At 38.6% G+C, this 18,834-nt stretch carries 19 protein-coding genes; 18 read left to right on the top strand and 1 reads right to left on the bottom strand.

From position 1 onward, the window contains the following. The first annotated feature begins 38 nt into the window (after positions 1-38). From hemE to DDE80_RS02755, 7 genes are all read left to right on the top strand, one after another. Positions 39-1,088, top strand: coding sequence for a uroporphyrinogen decarboxylase (gene hemE, locus DDE80_RS02785; protein WP_108306164.1), 1,050 nt, complete (start codon positions 39-41; stop codon positions 1,086-1,088). A gap of 23 nt (positions 1,089-1,111) precedes the next feature. After that, on the top strand, positions 1,112-2,041 hold the full coding sequence (hemH, locus tag DDE80_RS02780) for a ferrochelatase (protein WP_108306163.1): 930 nt from the start codon (positions 1,112-1,114) through the stop codon (positions 2,039-2,041). Between the two features lie 11 nt (positions 2,042-2,052). After that, on the top strand, positions 2,053-3,486 hold the full coding sequence (gene hemG / locus DDE80_RS02775) for a protoporphyrinogen oxidase (protein ID WP_108306162.1): 1,434 nt from the start codon (positions 2,053-2,055) through the stop codon (positions 3,484-3,486). A gap of 134 nt (positions 3,487-3,620) precedes the next feature. Next, positions 3,621-4,565, top strand: coding sequence for a YncE family protein (locus tag DDE80_RS02770; RefSeq protein ID WP_161952252.1), 945 nt, complete (start codon positions 3,621-3,623; stop codon positions 4,563-4,565). A gap of 2 nt (positions 4,566-4,567) precedes the next feature. Beyond that, a complete protein-coding gene (locus DDE80_RS02765; protein WP_108306160.1) occupies positions 4,568-5,251 on the top strand; it encodes a response regulator transcription factor in 684 nt (227 codons plus the stop codon). Continuing rightward, on the top strand, positions 5,248-6,639 hold the full coding sequence (locus tag DDE80_RS02760; protein ID WP_108306159.1) for a sensor histidine kinase: 1,392 nt from the start codon (positions 5,248-5,250) through the stop codon (positions 6,637-6,639). Before DDE80_RS02765 ends, DDE80_RS02760 begins: the two co-directional genes overlap by 4 nt. Positions 6,640-6,646: 7 nt before the next feature. Next, entirely contained in the window at positions 6,647-7,078 is a 432-nt protein-coding gene (locus tag DDE80_RS02755; protein WP_108306158.1) for a FixH family protein, read from the top strand. Positions 7,079-7,290: 212 nt separating this feature from the next. Here the strand turns inward: DDE80_RS02755 and yhfH are convergent, their stop codons facing one another. Next, positions 7,291-7,416: a protein YhfH gene (gene yhfH / locus DDE80_RS02750; protein WP_069514604.1), complete on the bottom strand. Its 126-nt coding sequence runs from the start codon at positions 7,414-7,416 to the stop codon at positions 7,291-7,293. Positions 7,417-7,555: 139 nt separating this feature from the next. On the opposite strand from yhfH, the gene lplA reads away from it, so the two are divergent. The 11 genes from lplA (at position 7,556) to hprK (ending at position 18,831) form a co-directional block, all read left to right on the top strand. Further along, a complete protein-coding gene (gene lplA, locus DDE80_RS02745; protein WP_108306157.1) occupies positions 7,556-8,548 on the top strand; it encodes a lipoate--protein ligase in 993 nt (330 codons plus the stop codon). Between the two features lie 177 nt (positions 8,549-8,725). Next, positions 8,726-9,430 (top strand): response regulator transcription factor, encoded by a 705-nt coding sequence (locus DDE80_RS02740; RefSeq protein WP_108306156.1) that lies wholly within the window; start codon positions 8,726-8,728, stop codon positions 9,428-9,430. Continuing rightward, on the top strand, positions 9,430-10,440 hold the full coding sequence (locus tag DDE80_RS02735; RefSeq protein ID WP_108306155.1) for a sensor histidine kinase: 1,011 nt from the start codon (positions 9,430-9,432) through the stop codon (positions 10,438-10,440). Before DDE80_RS02740 ends, DDE80_RS02735 begins: the two co-directional genes overlap by 1 nt. Beyond that, positions 10,418-10,828, top strand: a complete 411-nt coding sequence (locus DDE80_RS02730; protein ID WP_108306154.1) for a hypothetical protein — start codon at positions 10,418-10,420, stop codon at positions 10,826-10,828. Before DDE80_RS02735 ends, DDE80_RS02730 begins: the two co-directional genes overlap by 23 nt. A 6-nt stretch (positions 10,829-10,834) precedes the next feature. Then, positions 10,835-11,611 carry an ABC transporter ATP-binding protein gene (locus DDE80_RS02725; RefSeq protein WP_108306153.1) on the top strand — a complete coding sequence of 259 codons (777 nt, stop codon included), beginning with the start codon at positions 10,835-10,837 and terminating at the stop codon, positions 11,609-11,611. Then, on the top strand, positions 11,583-13,502 hold the full coding sequence (locus DDE80_RS02720; protein ID WP_108306152.1) for an ABC transporter permease: 1,920 nt from the start codon (positions 11,583-11,585) through the stop codon (positions 13,500-13,502). Before DDE80_RS02725 ends, DDE80_RS02720 begins: the two co-directional genes overlap by 29 nt. Before the next feature lie 105 nt (positions 13,503-13,607). Further along, complete coding sequence (locus DDE80_RS02715) at positions 13,608-15,158, top strand: fatty acid--CoA ligase family protein (protein WP_108306151.1); 1,551 nt, start codon at positions 13,608-13,610, stop codon at positions 15,156-15,158. Between the two features lie 127 nt (positions 15,159-15,285). Further along, positions 15,286-15,930 carry a DedA family protein gene (locus tag DDE80_RS02710; protein WP_108306150.1) on the top strand — a complete coding sequence of 215 codons (645 nt, stop codon included), beginning with the start codon at positions 15,286-15,288 and terminating at the stop codon, positions 15,928-15,930. 193 nt (positions 15,931-16,123) lie between these two features. Beyond that, the gene (locus DDE80_RS02705) at positions 16,124-17,353 is read left to right on the top strand and encodes an EAL and HDOD domain-containing protein (RefSeq protein ID WP_108306149.1); all 1,230 of its coding nucleotides are present in this window, start codon (positions 16,124-16,126) and stop codon (positions 17,351-17,353) included. A 134-nt stretch (positions 17,354-17,487) separates the two neighbouring features. Beyond that, complete coding sequence (locus tag DDE80_RS02700) at positions 17,488-17,835, top strand: c-type cytochrome (protein WP_108306148.1); 348 nt, start codon at positions 17,488-17,490, stop codon at positions 17,833-17,835. A 60-nt stretch (positions 17,836-17,895) separates the two neighbouring features. Continuing rightward, complete coding sequence (gene hprK, locus DDE80_RS02695; protein WP_108306147.1) at positions 17,896-18,831, top strand: HPr(Ser) kinase/phosphatase; 936 nt, start codon at positions 17,896-17,898, stop codon at positions 18,829-18,831. Positions 18,832-18,834: the final 3 nt, after the last annotated feature.

The raw sequence follows: 18,834 nt of genomic DNA, 5'->3' as shown, positions 1-18,834 counted from the left end.
ACATACAAGTTATTTATTTTGAAGGGATGATGGTAATCATGACAAAGTTTAATGATACATTACTGCGCGCAGCACGTGGCGAAAAGGTGGAGCATACACCTGTATGGTATATGCGACAAGCAGGGCGCTCACAACCTGAATACCGCGAAATTAAAAAGAAATATTCGCTCGAAGAAATTACAATGCAACCAGAATTATGCGCGTATGTTACACGCCTTCCTGTAGAGAACTATAACGTGGATGCTGCGATTTTATATAAAGATATCGTGACGCCACTGCCAGGCATTGGTATTGATGTACAAATTAAAGCGGGTGTTGGTCCGGTTATTTCAAATCCAGTACGCACAGTTGCTGATATTGAAAAATTAGGTGAATTTAATGCTGAAGAGCACACACCATTCGTGTTAAAAACAATTGAAATGCTAACAAAACAACAATTGAATGTACCGTTAATTGGTTTCGCTGGTGCACCGTTTACATTAGCAAGCTATATGATTGAAGGTGGGCCTTCGAAAAACTATAATAAAACAAAATCATTAATGGTGTCTGAACCGAAAGCATGGTTTGCCCTAATGGACAAATTAGCTGATATGATTATTGTAGATATTCGTGCGCAAGTGAAAGCAGGCGCAAAAGCTGTACAAATTTTTGACTCATGGGTAGGCGCTTTAAATGTAGCGGATTACCGCGTATTTATTAAGCCAGTAATGACACGTATTTTTACGACGTTACGCGAAGAAAATATTCCACTGATTCAATTTGGTGTAGGGGCAAGCCACTTAGTTAATGAATGGAATGACCTGCCAATTGATGTAGTAGGCTTAGACTGGCGTTTACCAATCAATGAAGCGCTAGCAAAAGGTGTAAATAAGCCGGTTCAAGGTAACTTAGACCCAGCACTATTACTTGCAGATTGGTCAATTATTGAAGAGCGTGCAAAAGACATCATTGATCAAGGGTTAGAGGCTAAAGGTCATATCTTTAACTTAGGTCATGGCGTCTTCCCAGAAGTAGATCCAGAAGTGTTAAAACGTTTAACAGCATTTATTCACGAATATAGTGCAAAACAAATCGCAGCGCGCGGTTAATAAAAAAACGAGGTGACTCACGCATGAAAGAAGTGCGAGGATTATTAGTAATGGCGTATGGTACGCCTTATAAAGAAGAAGATATTGAACGTTACTACACGCATATCCGTGGTGGTCGTAAGCCAGCACCTGAACATTTAGAAGACTTACGTCGTCGCTATGCGGCAATTGGTGGTATTTCGCCACTAGCAAAAGCAACAGAAGCACAAGCTGAAGCGTTGTGTGCACGTTTAAATGAAGTGCAAGATGAAGTAGAGTATCAATTATATATCGGTCTAAAACACATCGAACCATTTATTGAAGATGCGATTGCAAAAATGCATGCGGATGGTATTAAAGAAGCGGTATCAATCGTGTTAGCACCTCACTTCTCTACTTTTTCGGTTAAGTCTTATAACGGTCGTGTATTAGAAGAAGCAGAAAAAGTAGGTGACTTAAAAGTTACTTGTGTTGAGTCTTGGTATGATGAGCCTTCATTTATTCAATACTGGGCAAATAAAGTTACCGAAACGTTTGATGCAATGTCAGATGAAGAGCGTGAGAAAGCTTGCTTAATCGTATCAGCTCACTCATTACCAGAAAAAATCAAGCTACTAGGTGACCCGTATGAGCAACAATTACATGATACTGCTAAGTTAATTCAACAAGCGACTGGCGTTAAAAATGTAGAAGTAGGTTGGCAGTCAGAAGGCCAAACACCTGATCCGTGGTTAGGGCCAGATGTGCAAGATTTAACGCGCGATCTTTATCATAATAAAGGTTATCGTTCATTTGTATATACACCAGTAGGTTTTGTAACCGAACACCTAGAAGTGTTATATGATAATGACTACGAGTGTAAAGTAGTGTGTGACGAAGTAGGCGCTAACTACTACCGTCCAGCGATGCCAAACACTGATCCATTATTTGTCGATGCAATGGTTAGTGCAATCCAAAAAAAGCTACAGCAATAAAATAGAAAGTGATGATGGCAGTGACAAAGGAAAGACGGAGAATTGTAATCATTGGAGGTGGCATAACAGGATTAACGGCCATGTATTATATACAGCGTGCCATTGATGCTGAAAATTTGCCAATTGACATCACGTTAGTCGAAGCCTCACTCCGTTTGGGAGGGAAAGTGCACACACATCGTAAGAACGGTATTATTATGGAAAAAGGCCCGGAGTCTTTTTTTGACCGAACGGGTAGTGTGAAGCGACTGGCACAGGACTTGCAAATTGAGGACAGTATTGTTGGCAATGCGCTTGGCAAAACATTTATTGCCCTTGGCAATGAATTGTACCCAGTACCCCCGAGTTTGTTAGCTGGCGATGCGCCGCATATTTCATCATTTATCACATCTCGATTATTTTCAGTCAGCGGTAAAGTGCGTGCGGCGGGTGATTTTTTCATTCCACGTACGCAATTGCCTGTTGATCAACCGGTAGGCGCGTTTTTGCGACGTCGTTTTGGCGCAGAAATTGTTGAAAACTTAGTGGAACCACTTCTTGCTAGTGTTTATGCAGGTGATGTGGAGCAATTAAGTTTACAAACTACTTTTCCTGAGCTTTATGAAGTAGAGCAAAAGCACCGTAGCCTATTACTCGGTATGCGAAAAGCGCAGTCGAGTCTTTTTTACAGTGATATACCAAAGCAAGGTGCTGGTATTTTTCAGACGTTTAAAAATGGTTTAGAAACAATGGTCGAAGCAATAGAAGCGACGCTAAAGCCAGGCACAATACGCAAGGGAGTACGGGCGGAAGCAATTGGTCATACCGAGGATGGCATGGCTATTCAATTAAGCCATAACCCAACCTTATACGCAGACGATATTGTAGTTGCTACACCTTATTATGTAGCACAGAGCTTATTTGAAGATAAAACGATGTTACAGCCACTTGAAGCTATGACTACAGCTACAATTGCCACTGTTAATATGGTGTTTAAACGTGAGCAATTTGATGACTTAGAAGCGCTGGCCTTTTTTGTTTCACGTAATAGTGATTTAACGATTACTTCTTGTACGTGGAGTAACCTAAAGTGGCCTTTAACGGCTAGTGAGGATTATGTTGTATTACGAAGCTATATTGGGCGCGTAGGCGATGAAGCAATTGTAGAGCTATCAGACCGAGAAATTGAACAGAATGTGATTGCTGATTTACAGCAAACATTACAAGTGAAAGGTAAACCACTCACTACGATCGTAACGCGTTGGAAAAACGCTATGCCGCAGTATACGGTAGGTCATACTGCACGCATTGCGCAAGCGAGTGAGCAGTTGCAACAACAATTTCCAAATGTGCATCTTGCAGGGAGCTCATTTAGAGGTATTTCAATTCCGGAATGTGTGGCGCAAGGCCAGGCAATCGCTGCACAATTGGTAGCAGCACATAAAGAGCGATTACACATCGATTAATTAACACTTTCAAAGGTAAACTTTGAAGGTGTTTTTTAATGAGCAAAAGTTAGTGGAATATGTTCAAAATATATCCTATGTTGTTTCATGGAAACTTCACACTTATGAAGTATGATATTAAAAGAGGTGAGAACATGCGAAAACAACTGCTACTACTCCTAATGGTGAGCCTAGTATTAGTGGGCTGTTCAGGGCAAAAATATGAGCCTGTAACAGAAAAAGCGTTTGTGGCAACAGTAAATATACTCGAGCCTTCATTATCTTTCTTTAGCGCTACTGGAGAGCCATTAACTACATGGCAACTCGATAAAGCGTATACCGGAGCTACGCTTGTAGGGGACAACGTGGTGTTGTATGGTTTCGGCTTAGACCGTGCCGTTGCTTATGCTTTAGCCACAGGCGAAAAACAGTATGAATTAAAAACAGGTACAGGCGTAACGAACGTTTATTATGATGACGAACAAGCCCTTACTTACGTAGCGAATGGAGAGACAAACCGCATTCATTCGTACAGCTTAACGGGTGAACCGCTAAAGCAAGCACAAGTAGGCAATTATCCTATGTCAATGCTCGTGCATGACGGCGAATTATATAGCATTAATTATAAAGATACCGTACTCACAGTACTTGATGCGAAACAACTAACGAAGAAAAGACAATTTACGATTGATAAATCAGCAAATGGTTTACTCGTTCCGCATAATACAACAGAGTTATGGGTAGGAGGGCACGGCGAAGGTGCGAAGCCAAACACGGATGTGAAGCGCTATGACCTTCAAACAGGTGAGTTGCTTGGTAAATTGCCAATGCCACTAATGCCAATTGAATTTACACAACGCAATAATGAAGTGTACGTAGTTAGCCATGGGCGAAACACTGTTTATGCTGTGACAACAGACGGCACACCTATTTGGAAACAGGATGTTGGCGCTAACCCATTTGCAATTGCTACACTAGGCGAAACAATTTTTGTAGCAGGTTATGATGACCATACCTTATATGCTATTGAAGACGGCACAATTACGAAAGCACTTGACGTTCAAAAAGGACCGTTTAAGTTGCTCGTTAGGGAGGACTAACTTTGACAAAAGTTTTAATTGTAGACGATGAGCGCGATATGCGCCATTTAATAGAGATGATGCTTAAAAATTCACATTTTGAAACGATTACAGCTAGCAGTGGGGAAGAGGCCTATTATGCGCTTCGCCACAATAGCGTAGACTTAATTTTACTCGACGTTATGATGCCAAACGAAAACGGCTTTGAAGTTTGTACGCGCATTCGTGAAACTTCTAAAGTACCTATTATTTTTTTAACTGCACGAGATGCGAGTGAAGATAAAGTGCGTGGTTTAACGATTGGTGCGGATGATTACATCGTAAAACCATTTACGATTGATGAATTAGTAGCACGCATTAACGCAGTATTGCGTCGCACAGGAGCTACAGAACTAGAAATCCAACAAAAATATATCGCAATCGATCCTATTAAGTTAGATGAAGTTGCACGAAAAGTATATGTGGAAGATAAAGTTGTACCACTGACGTTAAAAGAATTTGAGCTATTGTATTTATTTATGTTAAATCCAGGCACTGCTTATTCACGTGAACAGCTGCTTGAGCGTATTTGGGATATTGATTATGCGGGTGGAACGCGCACAGTGGATACGCATATTAAAACACTGCGCTTAAAATTAGGAAAGCAAGCGAGCGAGTATGTACAAACCGTATGGGGTGTAGGTTATCGCTTTGAGCCTAAAAAATGAAAAAGCTCTCTACCCGCATTTGGTTATTAATTGTTACCTTTATTGCGTTAACTGTAATTTTTATGTATTTTTTAACAGAGTTTCTTTATTTACAGTTATATGTGCAAGATGCAGAAAGTTCTATGGAAGAAATCGGCACAAAACTTCAGACGATGTACAAAGGTGGCCGTGTAGATGACCAGCTTATTTTAGATATCGAAACGTATAATAATTATTCCAACTTCAATGTATTTGCGGTACGTAATCCGCGTGAGCTGAGTGCTTGCGTGCCCTTCGATATTGATTACGATACGTTAATAGGTGTTGATGAACGCCAAAAATTATTAGCAGGTGAGTATGTTTCTTCGATGGGATATGAGCCGCGTTTTGAACGCCAAGTCATTTCTGTAATGTTTCCATTAGTAGATCAAAATCGTTTAGAAGGTATTATTTATATTTATTTTCCACTTGCTAAAATTAGCGAGCTGACGAATAAAGAAGTGTTAATATTATTCTTTAGTGCATTTTTATTTGCGCTCGTTGCTGCCTTTTTAGTTTCTAAAGGGCTTCGTCATATTATGCGCCCTTTACGTGACTTGCAGCAGGCGGTGGATAAAATGTCAGCGGGAGACTATAACATTCATGTGCCGGTAAGTTCAATGGATGAAATCGGCAAGCTGTCGCAAGCGTTTAATGAAATGGCTGCGGCTATCCACAAAGAAGATGAGGCACAAAAAACTTTTTTAGCTACCGTATCACATGAGCTACGAACGCCGATTAGTTATGTTAAAGGTTATAGTGAAGCGATACAGAGTGGCATGATTAAAAAAGAAGAACAAGATGAAACGATAGGGCTCCTCGTGCGTGAAGCGAATCGCATGGAGCGTTTAACGAATGAATTATTACAATTAGCGCGTATGACGAATGAGCAAGAAGAAGAAATTACAGTTTACCCTATTCCACTTGCTGAAACACTACGCGAAGTAGAGCAGCTCTTACAACCTGTAGCTACGCGTAAAGCAATTACATTAGAAGTCACTGTAGATGATACGCTAATCGTTATGGCGGATGAAGAGAAGCTAAAACAAATTACTATAAATTTAGTGGAAAATGCCGTAAACTATTCTAGTGAAGGTAGTCGTGTAGTGTTGCGAGCTCAACAGCAAGGACGTTTTGCGCGCATTATTATACAAGACCAAGGAATTGGGATTCCTGCTGAAGATTTACCTCATATTACAGAGCGTTTTTATCGCGTTAATAAAGCGCGTAGCCGATCAGATGGTGGTAGCGGTTTAGGCTTGTCTATCGTTGATCAGTTAGTGAAGCAATTACATGCGACTATGACGATTAATAGTGAGGTAGGGAAAGGCACGACAATTTTAGTGGATATCCCATTGATGGAGGAATGACAGTTCAATGAAAAAATTATGGTTAGCAATAGCCGCTAGTACTGTTATCGTTGCGGGCTGTAATGCAACAAATAAAGAGCCAGAAGTACCGGAAATTGTAGAAGTAGAAATTTTAACGCCTATGGAAGCCCCGCTTGCACCACTGAAGTTAGAAGCGCGTGTAACACAAGGTGGCAAAGATTTAGAGGATGCACATGTCCAATTTGAGTTTTGGCAATCTGGTATGCGCGATGATGCATATATGTTAGACGGCGAATATCAAGGTGAGGGTGTGTACGAGGTTGAAGTAACACCTGAAGAAGACGGTGTATATTATATGTTTGCTCATACAACAGCAAGCGGTATGCACGTTATGCCAAAGCAAGAGTTAATAATCGGTAACCCTAATATGGATGAGGTAATTAAAGAGGGACCAAATGAAAATAACGATATGCGTTAATTAAAATAGAGAAGCAGCTACTTAGAAGGTCGAAATCTTTCTAAGTAGCTTTTTTTTACATGAGAAAACCCGCTACACCATTTGAGCGAGGTGAGCGGGTTAGTGTAAGAGATTTAATTAACAATTCATTGCGTTAAGGGTACGCATCAATTGTAAGGGGCCATTGTTCAGGGAATAACAACTGCCCGTATTAACATGTACTAGACAAATGCTTATAGGCAGTTACATTTTTCACAAGTGTTGCTGTAGCATTCGCTTTGTTCTTCAATTTTTTCGCCACACTCTGTGCATTGTTTTGCAGGTAAATTTTTGAAAAATTCTACAACGTTTTCTAACATAATGTTTCCTCCTCTATAATTATCTGTACTAATACTGTTTTGATATTTCTTATTGTATTATAACAGATTGCGTCCGTCAACACTTAAATTCAAAAATGTTGTAAAATAAATATGACTAAATGGTGAAGGAGCCAAAATCATGCTATTTGTTGATAACGAAAAAAATTATGATCCACGCATTAACTTAGCAATTGAAGAATATCTTGTGAAAACAATGGATGTCGAGCAGGAGCCTATCTTATTATTTTATATTAATCAACCATCTATCATTATCGGTAAAAATCAAAATACTATTGAAGAAATTAATACAGCGTATGTGGAAGACAATGATATCATCGTCGTACGTCGTCTATCAGGTGGTGGCGCAGTCTACCATGATAAGGGTAACTTGAATTTTAGCTTTATAACAAAAGATGATGGTAACAGTTTTTTAGATTATAAAAAATTTACACAACCTGTAGTAGATGCATTAGCAAAATTGGGTGTCAACGCAGAGCTATCTGGTCGAAATGATATTTTAGCAGAAGGAAAGAAAGTATCAGGTAATGCGCAGTTTACTACGCGAGGTCGTATGTTTAGCCATGGTACGCTGATGTATAACACAGACATTGATGCTGTCGTAGCAGCGCTTAACGTTAAGCAAGAGAAGATCGCGTCAAAGGGTATTAAATCAATTCGTTCACGTGTGGCGAATATTGCTGATTTTTTACAAGACCCTATGGATATTGAAGCTTTCCGTATGACGTTGCTCCAATCGATTTTTAATGGAGAGGAAAATATTCGTTACTATAAATTAACCGAAGAAGACTGGGCAGCCATTCATAAAATTTCACAAGAGCGCTATCAACAATGGTCGTGGAATTACGGTAAGTCTCCTCGTTTTAACTTACAGAAAACAGAGCGCTTTCCATCAGGTAGCGTCGACCTGCGCCTAACTGTCAATAAAGGAATAATAGAAGAGATTACAATCTTCGGTGATTTCTTTGGAGTGGGAGAAGTAGCTGAGCTAGCTGAAGCGTTAAAAGGTGTAGCTTATCGCAAAGAAGATATTGCTAAAGCAATTGCGCCATTTGATACGGCTAAGTTATTTGGCGGTGTAAGCACAGAGGCGTTTTTACAATTAATTTATTAAAATTGCAAATAAAATACCGCACACTATCTCAGTGATAAACGCATAGTCGAGTGAAAGTGTTGGTATGCATTTAATAGCAGTAGTAGAAGAGTTCAGTAGGAGCTCTTCTTTTTTAGTTAGAAATTCTCAGCAAGCACGATATTTGCTATACTATAAAGGAGAGAAGGAGGCGTTGTTGTGGAAAAACATCGCATTTTCATCGTAGAAGACGATACTAAAATCGCTTCATTACTTGCCGATACTTTGCGCAAGTATCAGTATGATGTTCAAGTTATCCAAAACTTTGATGCATTAATCGAAGAATTTACGGCCTTTCAACCCCATTTGGTGTTATTAGATATAAATTTACCAGCATATGATGGCTATTATTGGTGCCGTCAATTACGTCAACATACGACGTGTCCTATATTGTTTATCTCTGCGCGTTCTGGTGAAATGGATCAAATCTTTGCGCTCGAAAATGGCGGAGATGATTTTATTACGAAACCATTTAATTATGAAATTGTACTCGCCAAAATTAAAAGTCATCTGCGCAGAACATACGGAGAGTATGCTGCGCGTCAAGAGGAGCGCACGATTAAGCTCGGTCAATTAACATTGCATTTAGAACGTATGGAATTACATACAAAGGTAGATGAAGTACCACTGCAAAAGAAAGAATGTATTATATTAGCTCTCTTAATGGGACAGGCACCTAAAGTCGTCTCGCGTGAACAACTTTTAGAAGAGCTATGGGACGATCAGGCTTTTGTCGATGAAAACACGCTAAACGTAAATATGACGCGTGTACGTAAAAAGTTGGCCGACTATCATATTCAGTCAACAATCGAAACAGTGCGTGGTGCGGGCTATCGATTTACTTTACATGAGGAAGAATATTAATGGGCAGCGTCAAATTATTTTTACGTGACCATGTTTCGTTTATTTTCTTTGAGCTTGTTCTTATTATGTTTATTATGGCTATTTATTGGCTAGATGGTTTTCGCAGTAGCAGTACAGCCATCTATTCATTAGCGATTAGCTTAGTGCTACTCGCATCATTTTTAATTTTGCGCTTCATACCAAGGCAGCGCTACTACCGAAAGATTTTGCGTTTGCCTGAGACGGTAGAAGATGCGCTTCAAAAAAATGCTAGTACAGCAGAAGCTAAACATGTAGAGCGCTATATTCAACAGCTGTATAAGCTTTATCAACGTGAAGTGCAAGAGCTTTATGCCAATCAAAAGCGTCATGATGAATTTATGAATCAATGGGTGCATCAAATGAAGACGCCGATTTCAGTCATTGAATTATTGTTACAAGAAGAAGGTAATCTGGATAAACAAAGCGTTCAGGAGGAAATAGATCGTTTAAAACGCGGTCTTGAAATGGTGCTCGTTAATGCAAGGCTCGAGCGTTTTGAAGACGATATGCATGTAGAGCAAGTAAATTTACGTGCAGTTGTGACGGCAATTATTAATGAAAATAAGCGCCTATTTATTACAAATCGTGTCTATCCTGTAATCGATGTTGATGAAGCGCTTATTGTAGCGAGTGATTCAAAATGGTTGCGCTTTGTTATCGGTCAATTTATTACAAATGCAGTGAAGTATACCTTTGAAGAAAATAAAAAAATTTATATTACCGCCACCACAGGTGAAGAAGTTACGTTAATTATTAAAGATGAAGGCATTGGCATACCTAAGTCTGATTTAAGTCGCGTAACGAAGGCATTTTTCACGGGTGAAAACGGTCGGAAAACAGGCGAATCAACAGGTATGGGTTTATACTTAGCACAAGAGGTATGTGAAAAATTAGGACATGGGCTCGTCATAACATCAAATGTGGGAGAAGGCACAACAGTAACAGTCACATTTAAGGGGGAGTTACATGACGAACATACGCGTCCATGATTGGGTATTAGATGTTGATTTAGAGGCAACGAAAGAAGCATACGCACAAAAGGCAGATTGTTGCTTATGTGAGGAATGCCAAAATTTCCGTTATGTGACGGAACAAATGTCAGCTGAAATTATTGCTTCAGCAGCACGTCTTGGCATTGATTTACTAAATCCTTGTCGCATTAGCGCTTTCGAAGTAGAAGGCGAAAAAATTATGTATACGGGGCATTATTGCCTACAAGGTAAAATTATTGAAGGTGAGCTTGATGCTTGGGATATCGTGGTAGGCGAGCATTGCTTCTCTTTAATGAATGAAGGCGATGTCACAAAGCCATTTACAGGAGAAACATTTGAGATTGCCTTTGAAGTTGTATTACCAAAAGTAACGATAATGGAGTGATGATAAATGCCAATCTTAGAAATCGACAATATGACGAAGGTTTATGAGGGTAAAGTTACGCACCGTGCGATTAATCAACTGAGTTTTACTGTAGAAGAAGGCGAATTTTTAGCGGTGATGGGTCCTTCAGGTAGTGGTAAAACAACATTGTTAAATATGATTTCTACAGTAGATGAACCAACGTCAGGTACGATTTTAATGAACGGCGTTAATCCACACCAATTACCAGAAAACGAGCTGGCGTATTTTAGACGTCGCCAGCTCGGTTTTGTTTTTCAAAATTTTAATTTACTGCAGACGTTAACAGTAGAAGAAAATATTATTTTACCACTCACGTTAGACAATCAGCCGCTTGAAGAAATGGAAGAGCGTCTAGCTATCATTACTGAGCGTTTGCATTTACAAGCGATTTTGCATAAGCGCCCTAATGAGATATCCGGTGGTCAGGCACAACGTACAGCGATAGGACGCGCGTTAATTCACCGACCTAGTTTAATTTTAGCGGACGAGCCAACAGGTAATTTAGACTCCAACACATCACGGGATGTACTCGAATTACTCATGCACGTTAATCAAGAGCAAAAAACAACGATTGTTATGGTGACACATGACCCTATTGCAGCAAGTTATTGCGATAGAGTGCTCTTTATTAAAGATGGCGAATTTTACAATGAAATTTACAAAGATGATCGTCGTCAAATGTTTTTCCAACGTATTTTAAATGTACTCAGTTTACTCGGGGGAGGGCAAGTCGGTGACCTTTCGACAATTCGCTTACCGTAATGTATTTCGTAATGGCCGTATTTACGCTGCATTTTTTATGGCTAGCTGTTTTTCAGTAGCTGTATTTTTCATTTATTCGATGCTGATGTTCCACCCCAATTTAGGTCGTGGCGTACTAGGCGAAGTTTCATTAGTAGGGATGGCGGGCGCTGAAGTAATTTTAGTGCTATTTACGCTATTCTTTTTATTTTATTCAATGAGTGCATTTTTAGCGGCGCGCTCAAGAGAATTCGGTATCCTGCTTCATCTTGGAATGGAGCGTAGACAACTAAATCGTTTAGTATTTATTGAGACGATGGTTATTGGTATCGCATCCATTGTTATTGGCATTATTTTTGGTTTCTCATTTTCAAAATTCTTTTTTATGATTGTACGAGAGATGTTGTACCTTGAACATCTGCCGCTTTATTTAAGTTGGGCGCCATTTTTATTAACGATAGGTGTTTTTACGAGTGCCTTTGTTATTATCTCGTATTTAAGCGTATCTTTTTCGCGAGAATATAAAGTGCTTGATTTACTGCGTGGTATCGACCAAATTGAAACGAGTTTTCAGTATTCGATTAAACGCGCTATTAAAGGCGTTGTTTATATTTTAGTCGGTTATGGTCTTATTATATTTACGTCGTATTTTACCGGTTATTTAGCGTTAACTATTTTTGTACCATTGTTAATTACTTTTGGTACGTATTATTTTTTTAGTGATACAACGTTATTATTACTAGCAATCGTGCGTCGTAAACGTAAAATCAACTGGCGTCGCTTTCGCTTATTAGCCATTGCTGAACAAACGCATATTATGAAAAATAATGCCAAAATGTTTTTCGTAGTGACAATGGTATCAACGCTTGCATTTTTATCCGTAGGTGTGTTGGCGACAATGTCGTCTTATACTACGCAATATAATTTAATTAATCCGATGGGGCTCATCTATAAAGGCGATGCTAATAACCCGTATGAAGGCGAACATATTCGGTCATTAACGGAACAGCTAGAGGAACGGGGGCTGTCCTATCATTTAACGCGCTTTGTTGTAGTGAAGCAAACATCATCGGCTACTAAAAATGAAGTAGAAGTATTGCGCGAATCGGATATTAACCGGCTATTGTACTCTTATAATTATCCAATGGTAAACTTGCAAGAAGGCGAGGCCATGTTCATTCCTAATACCGAAGAGGATTTACAAATATTAAAAGATAAAGTAGTGCATACGGTGTTAGAAGAAAATGATATTGCGATTCAAATTGATCGTGTCTATCCGAGAGTTATTTTTCCTAAAGCTGTTATTAGCGTGAATTCAATTATTTTAAGTGATGAAGATTTTGAAAAGTTATGGTATGTCACGAGTGATCCCACGGTAGCGCAACCTGTATATCACTTATTTACATTTGATGTTAGCAATTGGATGGAAACAAAGGACATTACATTAGATGTTGATCCAACAGCAATGTTAAATAAAAACTCACCTTATAAATTAGAAAATGCAGGGCTCAATTATTCTTACATTGTCGCTACGTATTCTTTATTTACATTAGTTGTGTTATTAGTAGCTACGGTGTTTTTATTAGCATCAGGAAGCTTTATTTACTTTAAGTTACATGCAGCACTCGAACGCAACCAACAACAGTTTGCTGTGCTTCGTCGCATGGGGTTAACCGATAGTGAGTTAAAAAAATTAGTTAACCGTTATTTATTCCCTCAATTTTTTGTACCTTGGGGCTTAGCGTTGTTACACTGTACATTTGCTTTTGCCGCGTTGCAGCTATTTTTAAAAGATCTAGTTAATATTTCTATTGCTAAAGAAGTTATTTTAGCATTTAGTTTTTTAATTATGATTCAAGTCATTTATTTTTATTTGATTCGTTGGCGCTATATTGCCCATGTTCGTTCATGAATAACGATAAAAGGTGCGTAAATGACAGAAAATTGTTGTTTAAGTCAGATTATTCTTGTATAATGTTTGTGAATGGCTATTCATTTTACAAAGGGGATGGTAGTAATGAATTTAGTGTCAAGTTTACACAGTCAAGCACAGCAGCAACCGACAAAAGTTGCTTATCATTTTATGGGGAAAGATACTACGTATGAACAGTTGGAGCAAGCGGTCGGCAAATTTGCACAATCACTTGCGACAATTGGGGTCAAAGAAGGTGACCATGTTGCCTTATTACTTGGCAACACATCGCATTTTATTATTTCACTATATGCAACAATGCGTTTAGGAGCGGTAGCCATACCGATTAACCCTATTTATACGCCGAGTGAGATTAGCTATATTGTTAACAATGGGGACGTTAAGACCGTTGTAGCACTTGATTTATTATTACCATTAATTACAGAAGGAGAGACGCTGTTTCCGCAAGTCACACAGTATATCATTTGTGAAACACAAGACGACGTTGTAGAGCGTGTAGAACTACTGCCAACAGCGGTTCGTACGAAAACATCATTGTTCCAAGCATTATTGCATGCTGCAGAGTCAGAGGCAGCCATACAACCTGTGCAGACTGATGATACAGCTATTATTTTATACACATCTGGCACGACAGGTGTACCTAAAGGCGCGATGTTAACGCATGGTAATCTTTACTCAAATGCGCGCGATATTGGCACTTATTTAGGCTATACCAAAGAAGATAAAGTTATCGCAACCTTACCTGTCTTTCACGTTTTTGCGTTAACTGTAGTCGTCAATGCACCGCTAATTAGCGGCGCTACTATTATATTGTTGCCTAAATTTAGCCCTACGGAAGTTTTCCAAATTGTTAAAGCGCAACAGGCTACAGTTTTTGCGGGAGTACCGACAATGTTTAACTTCCTATATCAATTACCAGAGAGCGATCCGAGTGATTTTTCAACGATTCGTTTGGCGATTTCTGGCGGTGCTTCAATGCCGGTATCATTGCTACACAACTTCGAAAATAAATTTAACGTGCGTGTATCGGAAGGCTACGGTTTATCAGAAGCATCACCTGTAACATGTTTTAATCCACTGGTGCGAGAGCGCAAAGCAGGCTCAATTGGTATGTCCATTAACAATGTCGAAAATAAAGTGGTAAACGAATACGGTGAAGAAGTACCTGTAGGTGAAGTTGGTGAGTTAATTGTACGTGGACCTAACGTTATGAAAGGGTATTATAAAATGCCGGAAGATACAGCGGTAGCATTACGCAATGGCTGGCTTTACACAGGCGATTTAGCACGTATGGATGAAGAGGGTTACTTCTATATTGTAGACCGCAAAAAAGATATGATCATTGTTGGTGGTTATAATGTTTATCCACGTGAAGTAGAAGAAGTATTTTATGCGCACCCAGCCGTAATAGAAGCAGCTGTTGTAGGCTTTCCTGACCCTGACTTCGGTGAAGCTGTACATGCTTATGTTGTCGTTAAGGATCCAGCTGTAACAGAAGAAGTATTAATGGCTTATTGTAAAGAGCATTTAGCAAAATACCGTGTGCCAAAAGAAATTGAAATTATTGACGAGCTCCCTAAAAATACAACTGGGAAAATTTTGCGTCGTTCTTTAAAAGAACAAAGAAAGCAATAATAAAAAAATTCTTCTTAGCTTAAGCTGAGAAGAATTTTTTTGTGTGAAATATGCTATGATAAAAGCCGAAACCTTTTTAAAGAAGTAACGTTAAAGGTATTAAAACATGATGAAAGTGAGTTATATAATGGATATTCTCTATTTTTTGTTTGATTTTATTATGCACATTGATGTACATCTAGGAGAAATCATTGAGAAATTTGGCGCTTGGGCATACGCTATTTTATTTACGATTGTGTTTGTTGAAACAGGGCTTGTCATTTTTCCGTTTTTACCAGGTGACTCACTCTTATTTGCTAGCGGTACGTTTGCAGCATTAGGCCATTTTAATTTACCTGTTTTATTGCTTGTTTTTCTAAGTGCAGCAATTATTGGGGATACCGTAAACTATCATATCGGTCATAAAGTAGGGATGGCTATTCCTGAAGATAGTTTTTTAGGGCGTGTCATTAATCGCGAGCGTTTAGAAATGGCACAAAACTTTTTTAATAAACATGGCGGCAAGACGATTGTCATCGCACGCTTTATGCCTTTTATTCGTACGTTTATTCCGTTTGTAGCAGGGGCGAGCCGCATGAACTATCGTTACTTCATTATGTTTAACGTAATTGGTGCGTTCCTTTGGGTATTTATTTGTACGTTTTTAGGTTATTTCTTTGGCAATATTCCAATTGTTAAAGAAAACTTTTCGACCGTATTATTATTAATTATTTTCATCTCAGTTTTACCGGCAATCATCGGTATCCTTAAAGCAAAATTTGGGAAAAAATAAGGGTGTGGCATAGCTGCACTCTTATTTTTTAATGTACAGGTACAGTTTTGGGGCGCAGCGATTATTTTTATCCGAAGCGGGTATAAAAATCTAGTATGTGGAAAATAACGTGAAAAAGTAAAAAAAATAAGTATTTAGTATCAATAAATGTTATAATAAACAGTAGAATCTTATTATAAAGTGAGGAATAATAGTGGAAGTTTTTATCGGAAGACAGCCTATTTTAGATATAAATGAAAATATTGTAGCGTACGAATTATTATATCGAAGTAAAAATAAAAATTCATTTCCTATGGTAGATTCAGATGCTGCAACAGTGGATGTATTAATTAATTCATTTTTATCAATAGGCATTGAAGAAGTAACAAAAGGTAGACCAGCTTTCGTTAATTTTACCGAAAATCTTTTAATGAGTAATTTAACAGACTTTTTAAATCCATCTCAAGTAGTAATTGAAATTTTAGAAGATGTGGCTATTACACATGATTTAATTGATCGTGTAATTAAACTAAAAAAAATGGGCTATAAAGTAGCATTAGATGATTTTGTTTTAGATGATTCTGTCGATATTTACGACGAACTTTTTGAGCATATTGACTACATTAAAGTTGACTTTTTACTATCACCATTAAAAGAGCGTTTAGAAATTGAGAATCGTGTTAAAACATCATTCCCCCATATTACATTACTTGCAGAAAAAGTAGAAACACGTGAAGAATTTGAAATCGCCAAAGTATCAGGCTATCAATTATTCCAAGGGTATTTCTTTGAACAACCACAGGTGTTAACATCGACAGATATTCCGGTAAATACGATTCAATATTTCCAATTGATTTCGCTATTGCGTGAAGGTGAGCCTAATATGGATGTAGTAGCTGAAAGTATTGAGCGCGATATCTCATTAAGTTATAAACTACTACACTTAATTAATACATCGCCGCGCCGACGAACAAAAGTACGTTCGATTAAACATGCGGTAATGATGTTAGGTATTGCGCAATTACGAAACTGGATTTATTTATTAGCGATGCGCGAAAATAATAATAATCATGATAGTGACGTATTCACAGAAGTTATGCATTCGACATTATATCGTGCTAAAGTATGTGAAATTTTAGCGAAACGCGATCGTCATAAAAACTTCTCAGAGTATTTCTTAATAGGGATGTTCTCATTAATGGATACATTATTGCAGCGACCGATGCATGTAGTATTGCAACAAATGCCATTCTCTGAAGAAATTATCGAAACAATTTCAGGGCAGCAGACGACAATGTCGCCTTATTTAAATTTAGCTGTAGGTATGGATAAAATCGATTGGGATGCTATCGATGAAGGATCAAGTCATTTTGATTTATCACCGACAAAATTAGAAGAGATTCACAATGAAGCAAACGAATGGGCAGAAAATGCGTTTGCTTAAGCAATAATTTGTGAACATATAATGTATAGACGTTTACTTTCTTCGTATACTGGGGCCTTTCTCTTTAATAATATAAAAGGGATTTGTTATACTTAGAGATGTACGTTTTACTATTATAATTTGGAGGGGTTCAAATGAAAAAAGCATTACTAACAGCAGTATTCGGATCAGCATTATTCCTAGCTGCATGTGGTGGCGGAGACGACGCTGCAAAAGACAAAGATACAACAGCAACAGATGGTGGTAACACAACTGAAGTTGCAGCTGGTGAAGCAATTGCTAAGCAAAAATGTATTTCTTGTCACGGTGGCGATTTAAAAGGTCAAGGTAGCACACCTTCACTAATCGGCACAGGCAAATCAGCAGATGAGTTACAAGACATCATTGAAAACGGTAGCCCTGATTTCCCAGGTATGCCACCAGGCCTTATCAAAGGTGACGACGCTAAAGAAGTTGCAACTTGGTTAGCGGAACAAAAATAATAAGATGAAGGTTGTTGGTGCATTCACCAACAACCTTTTTTTACGTAGAGGAGTGAAAAAATGGTGGTAGTAACGACAAGAGATGTAATGGAGAGATTTCATTTACAAGTAGTAAGTGGTGGGGAAGGCTTAGGGCGTTATATTGCAACAAGTGATTTATCAAGACCAGGGTTAGAAATGGCAGGTTACTTTATGCACTATCCTGCCGACCGTGTGCAACTTCTTGGTAAAACAGAAGTCTCCTTTTTTGACATGCTAGATGCATCGGTTAAAAAGGAACGCATGTTAAAGCTCTGCTCACCAGATACGCCTGCTATTATTATCGCACGTGGCATGCATGTGCCAGAAGCATTGATAGAAGCTTCTAATGAGACTCAAGTGCCTGTACTAACGACAACAATGACAACTACGCGTTTTTCAAGTAAACTAACGAATTATCTAGAAAGTCGTTTAGCACCGACTACCGCTGTACATGGTGTGTTAGTAGATGTGTACGGTATTGGTGTGCTCATCGTCGGTAAAAGTGGGGTAGGTAAGAGTGAAACAGCACTAGAGCTCGTAAAAAAGGGACACCGTCTTGTAGCAGATGATAGCGTCGAAATTAGACAAGAAGCAGAAGATTTTCTTGTCGGTAGTGCGCCGCCATTGCTCGAACATTTGCTTGAGATTCGCGGTATCGGTATTATTGATATTATGACGTTATTTGGCGCGAGTGCTGTACGACCTTACAAACGTATTACGCTAGTCGTGGAGTTAGAAATTTGGGATGATGAGAAAGTGTACGACCGTCTAGGTTTAGAAGAAGAAAAACTAAAGATTATTGACACAGAACTTACTAAATTAACAATTCCTGTAAGGCCAGGGCGTAACGTTTCTGTATTACTAGAAGTAGCGGCCATGAACTACCGCTTAAAACGTTTAGGTATTAACGCAGCAGAAGAGTTTTCTCGTCGTTTAGATGATGTTATTAATGCAAATGAACGAGAAGATTATTAAGAA

The sequence above is a fragment of the Metalysinibacillus jejuensis genome, assembly GCF_003057615.1.
GTDB lineage: Bacteria > Bacillota > Bacilli > Bacillales_A > Planococcaceae > Metalysinibacillus > Metalysinibacillus jejuensis.
This window is presented reverse-complemented; position numbering and strand designations above follow the sequence as displayed.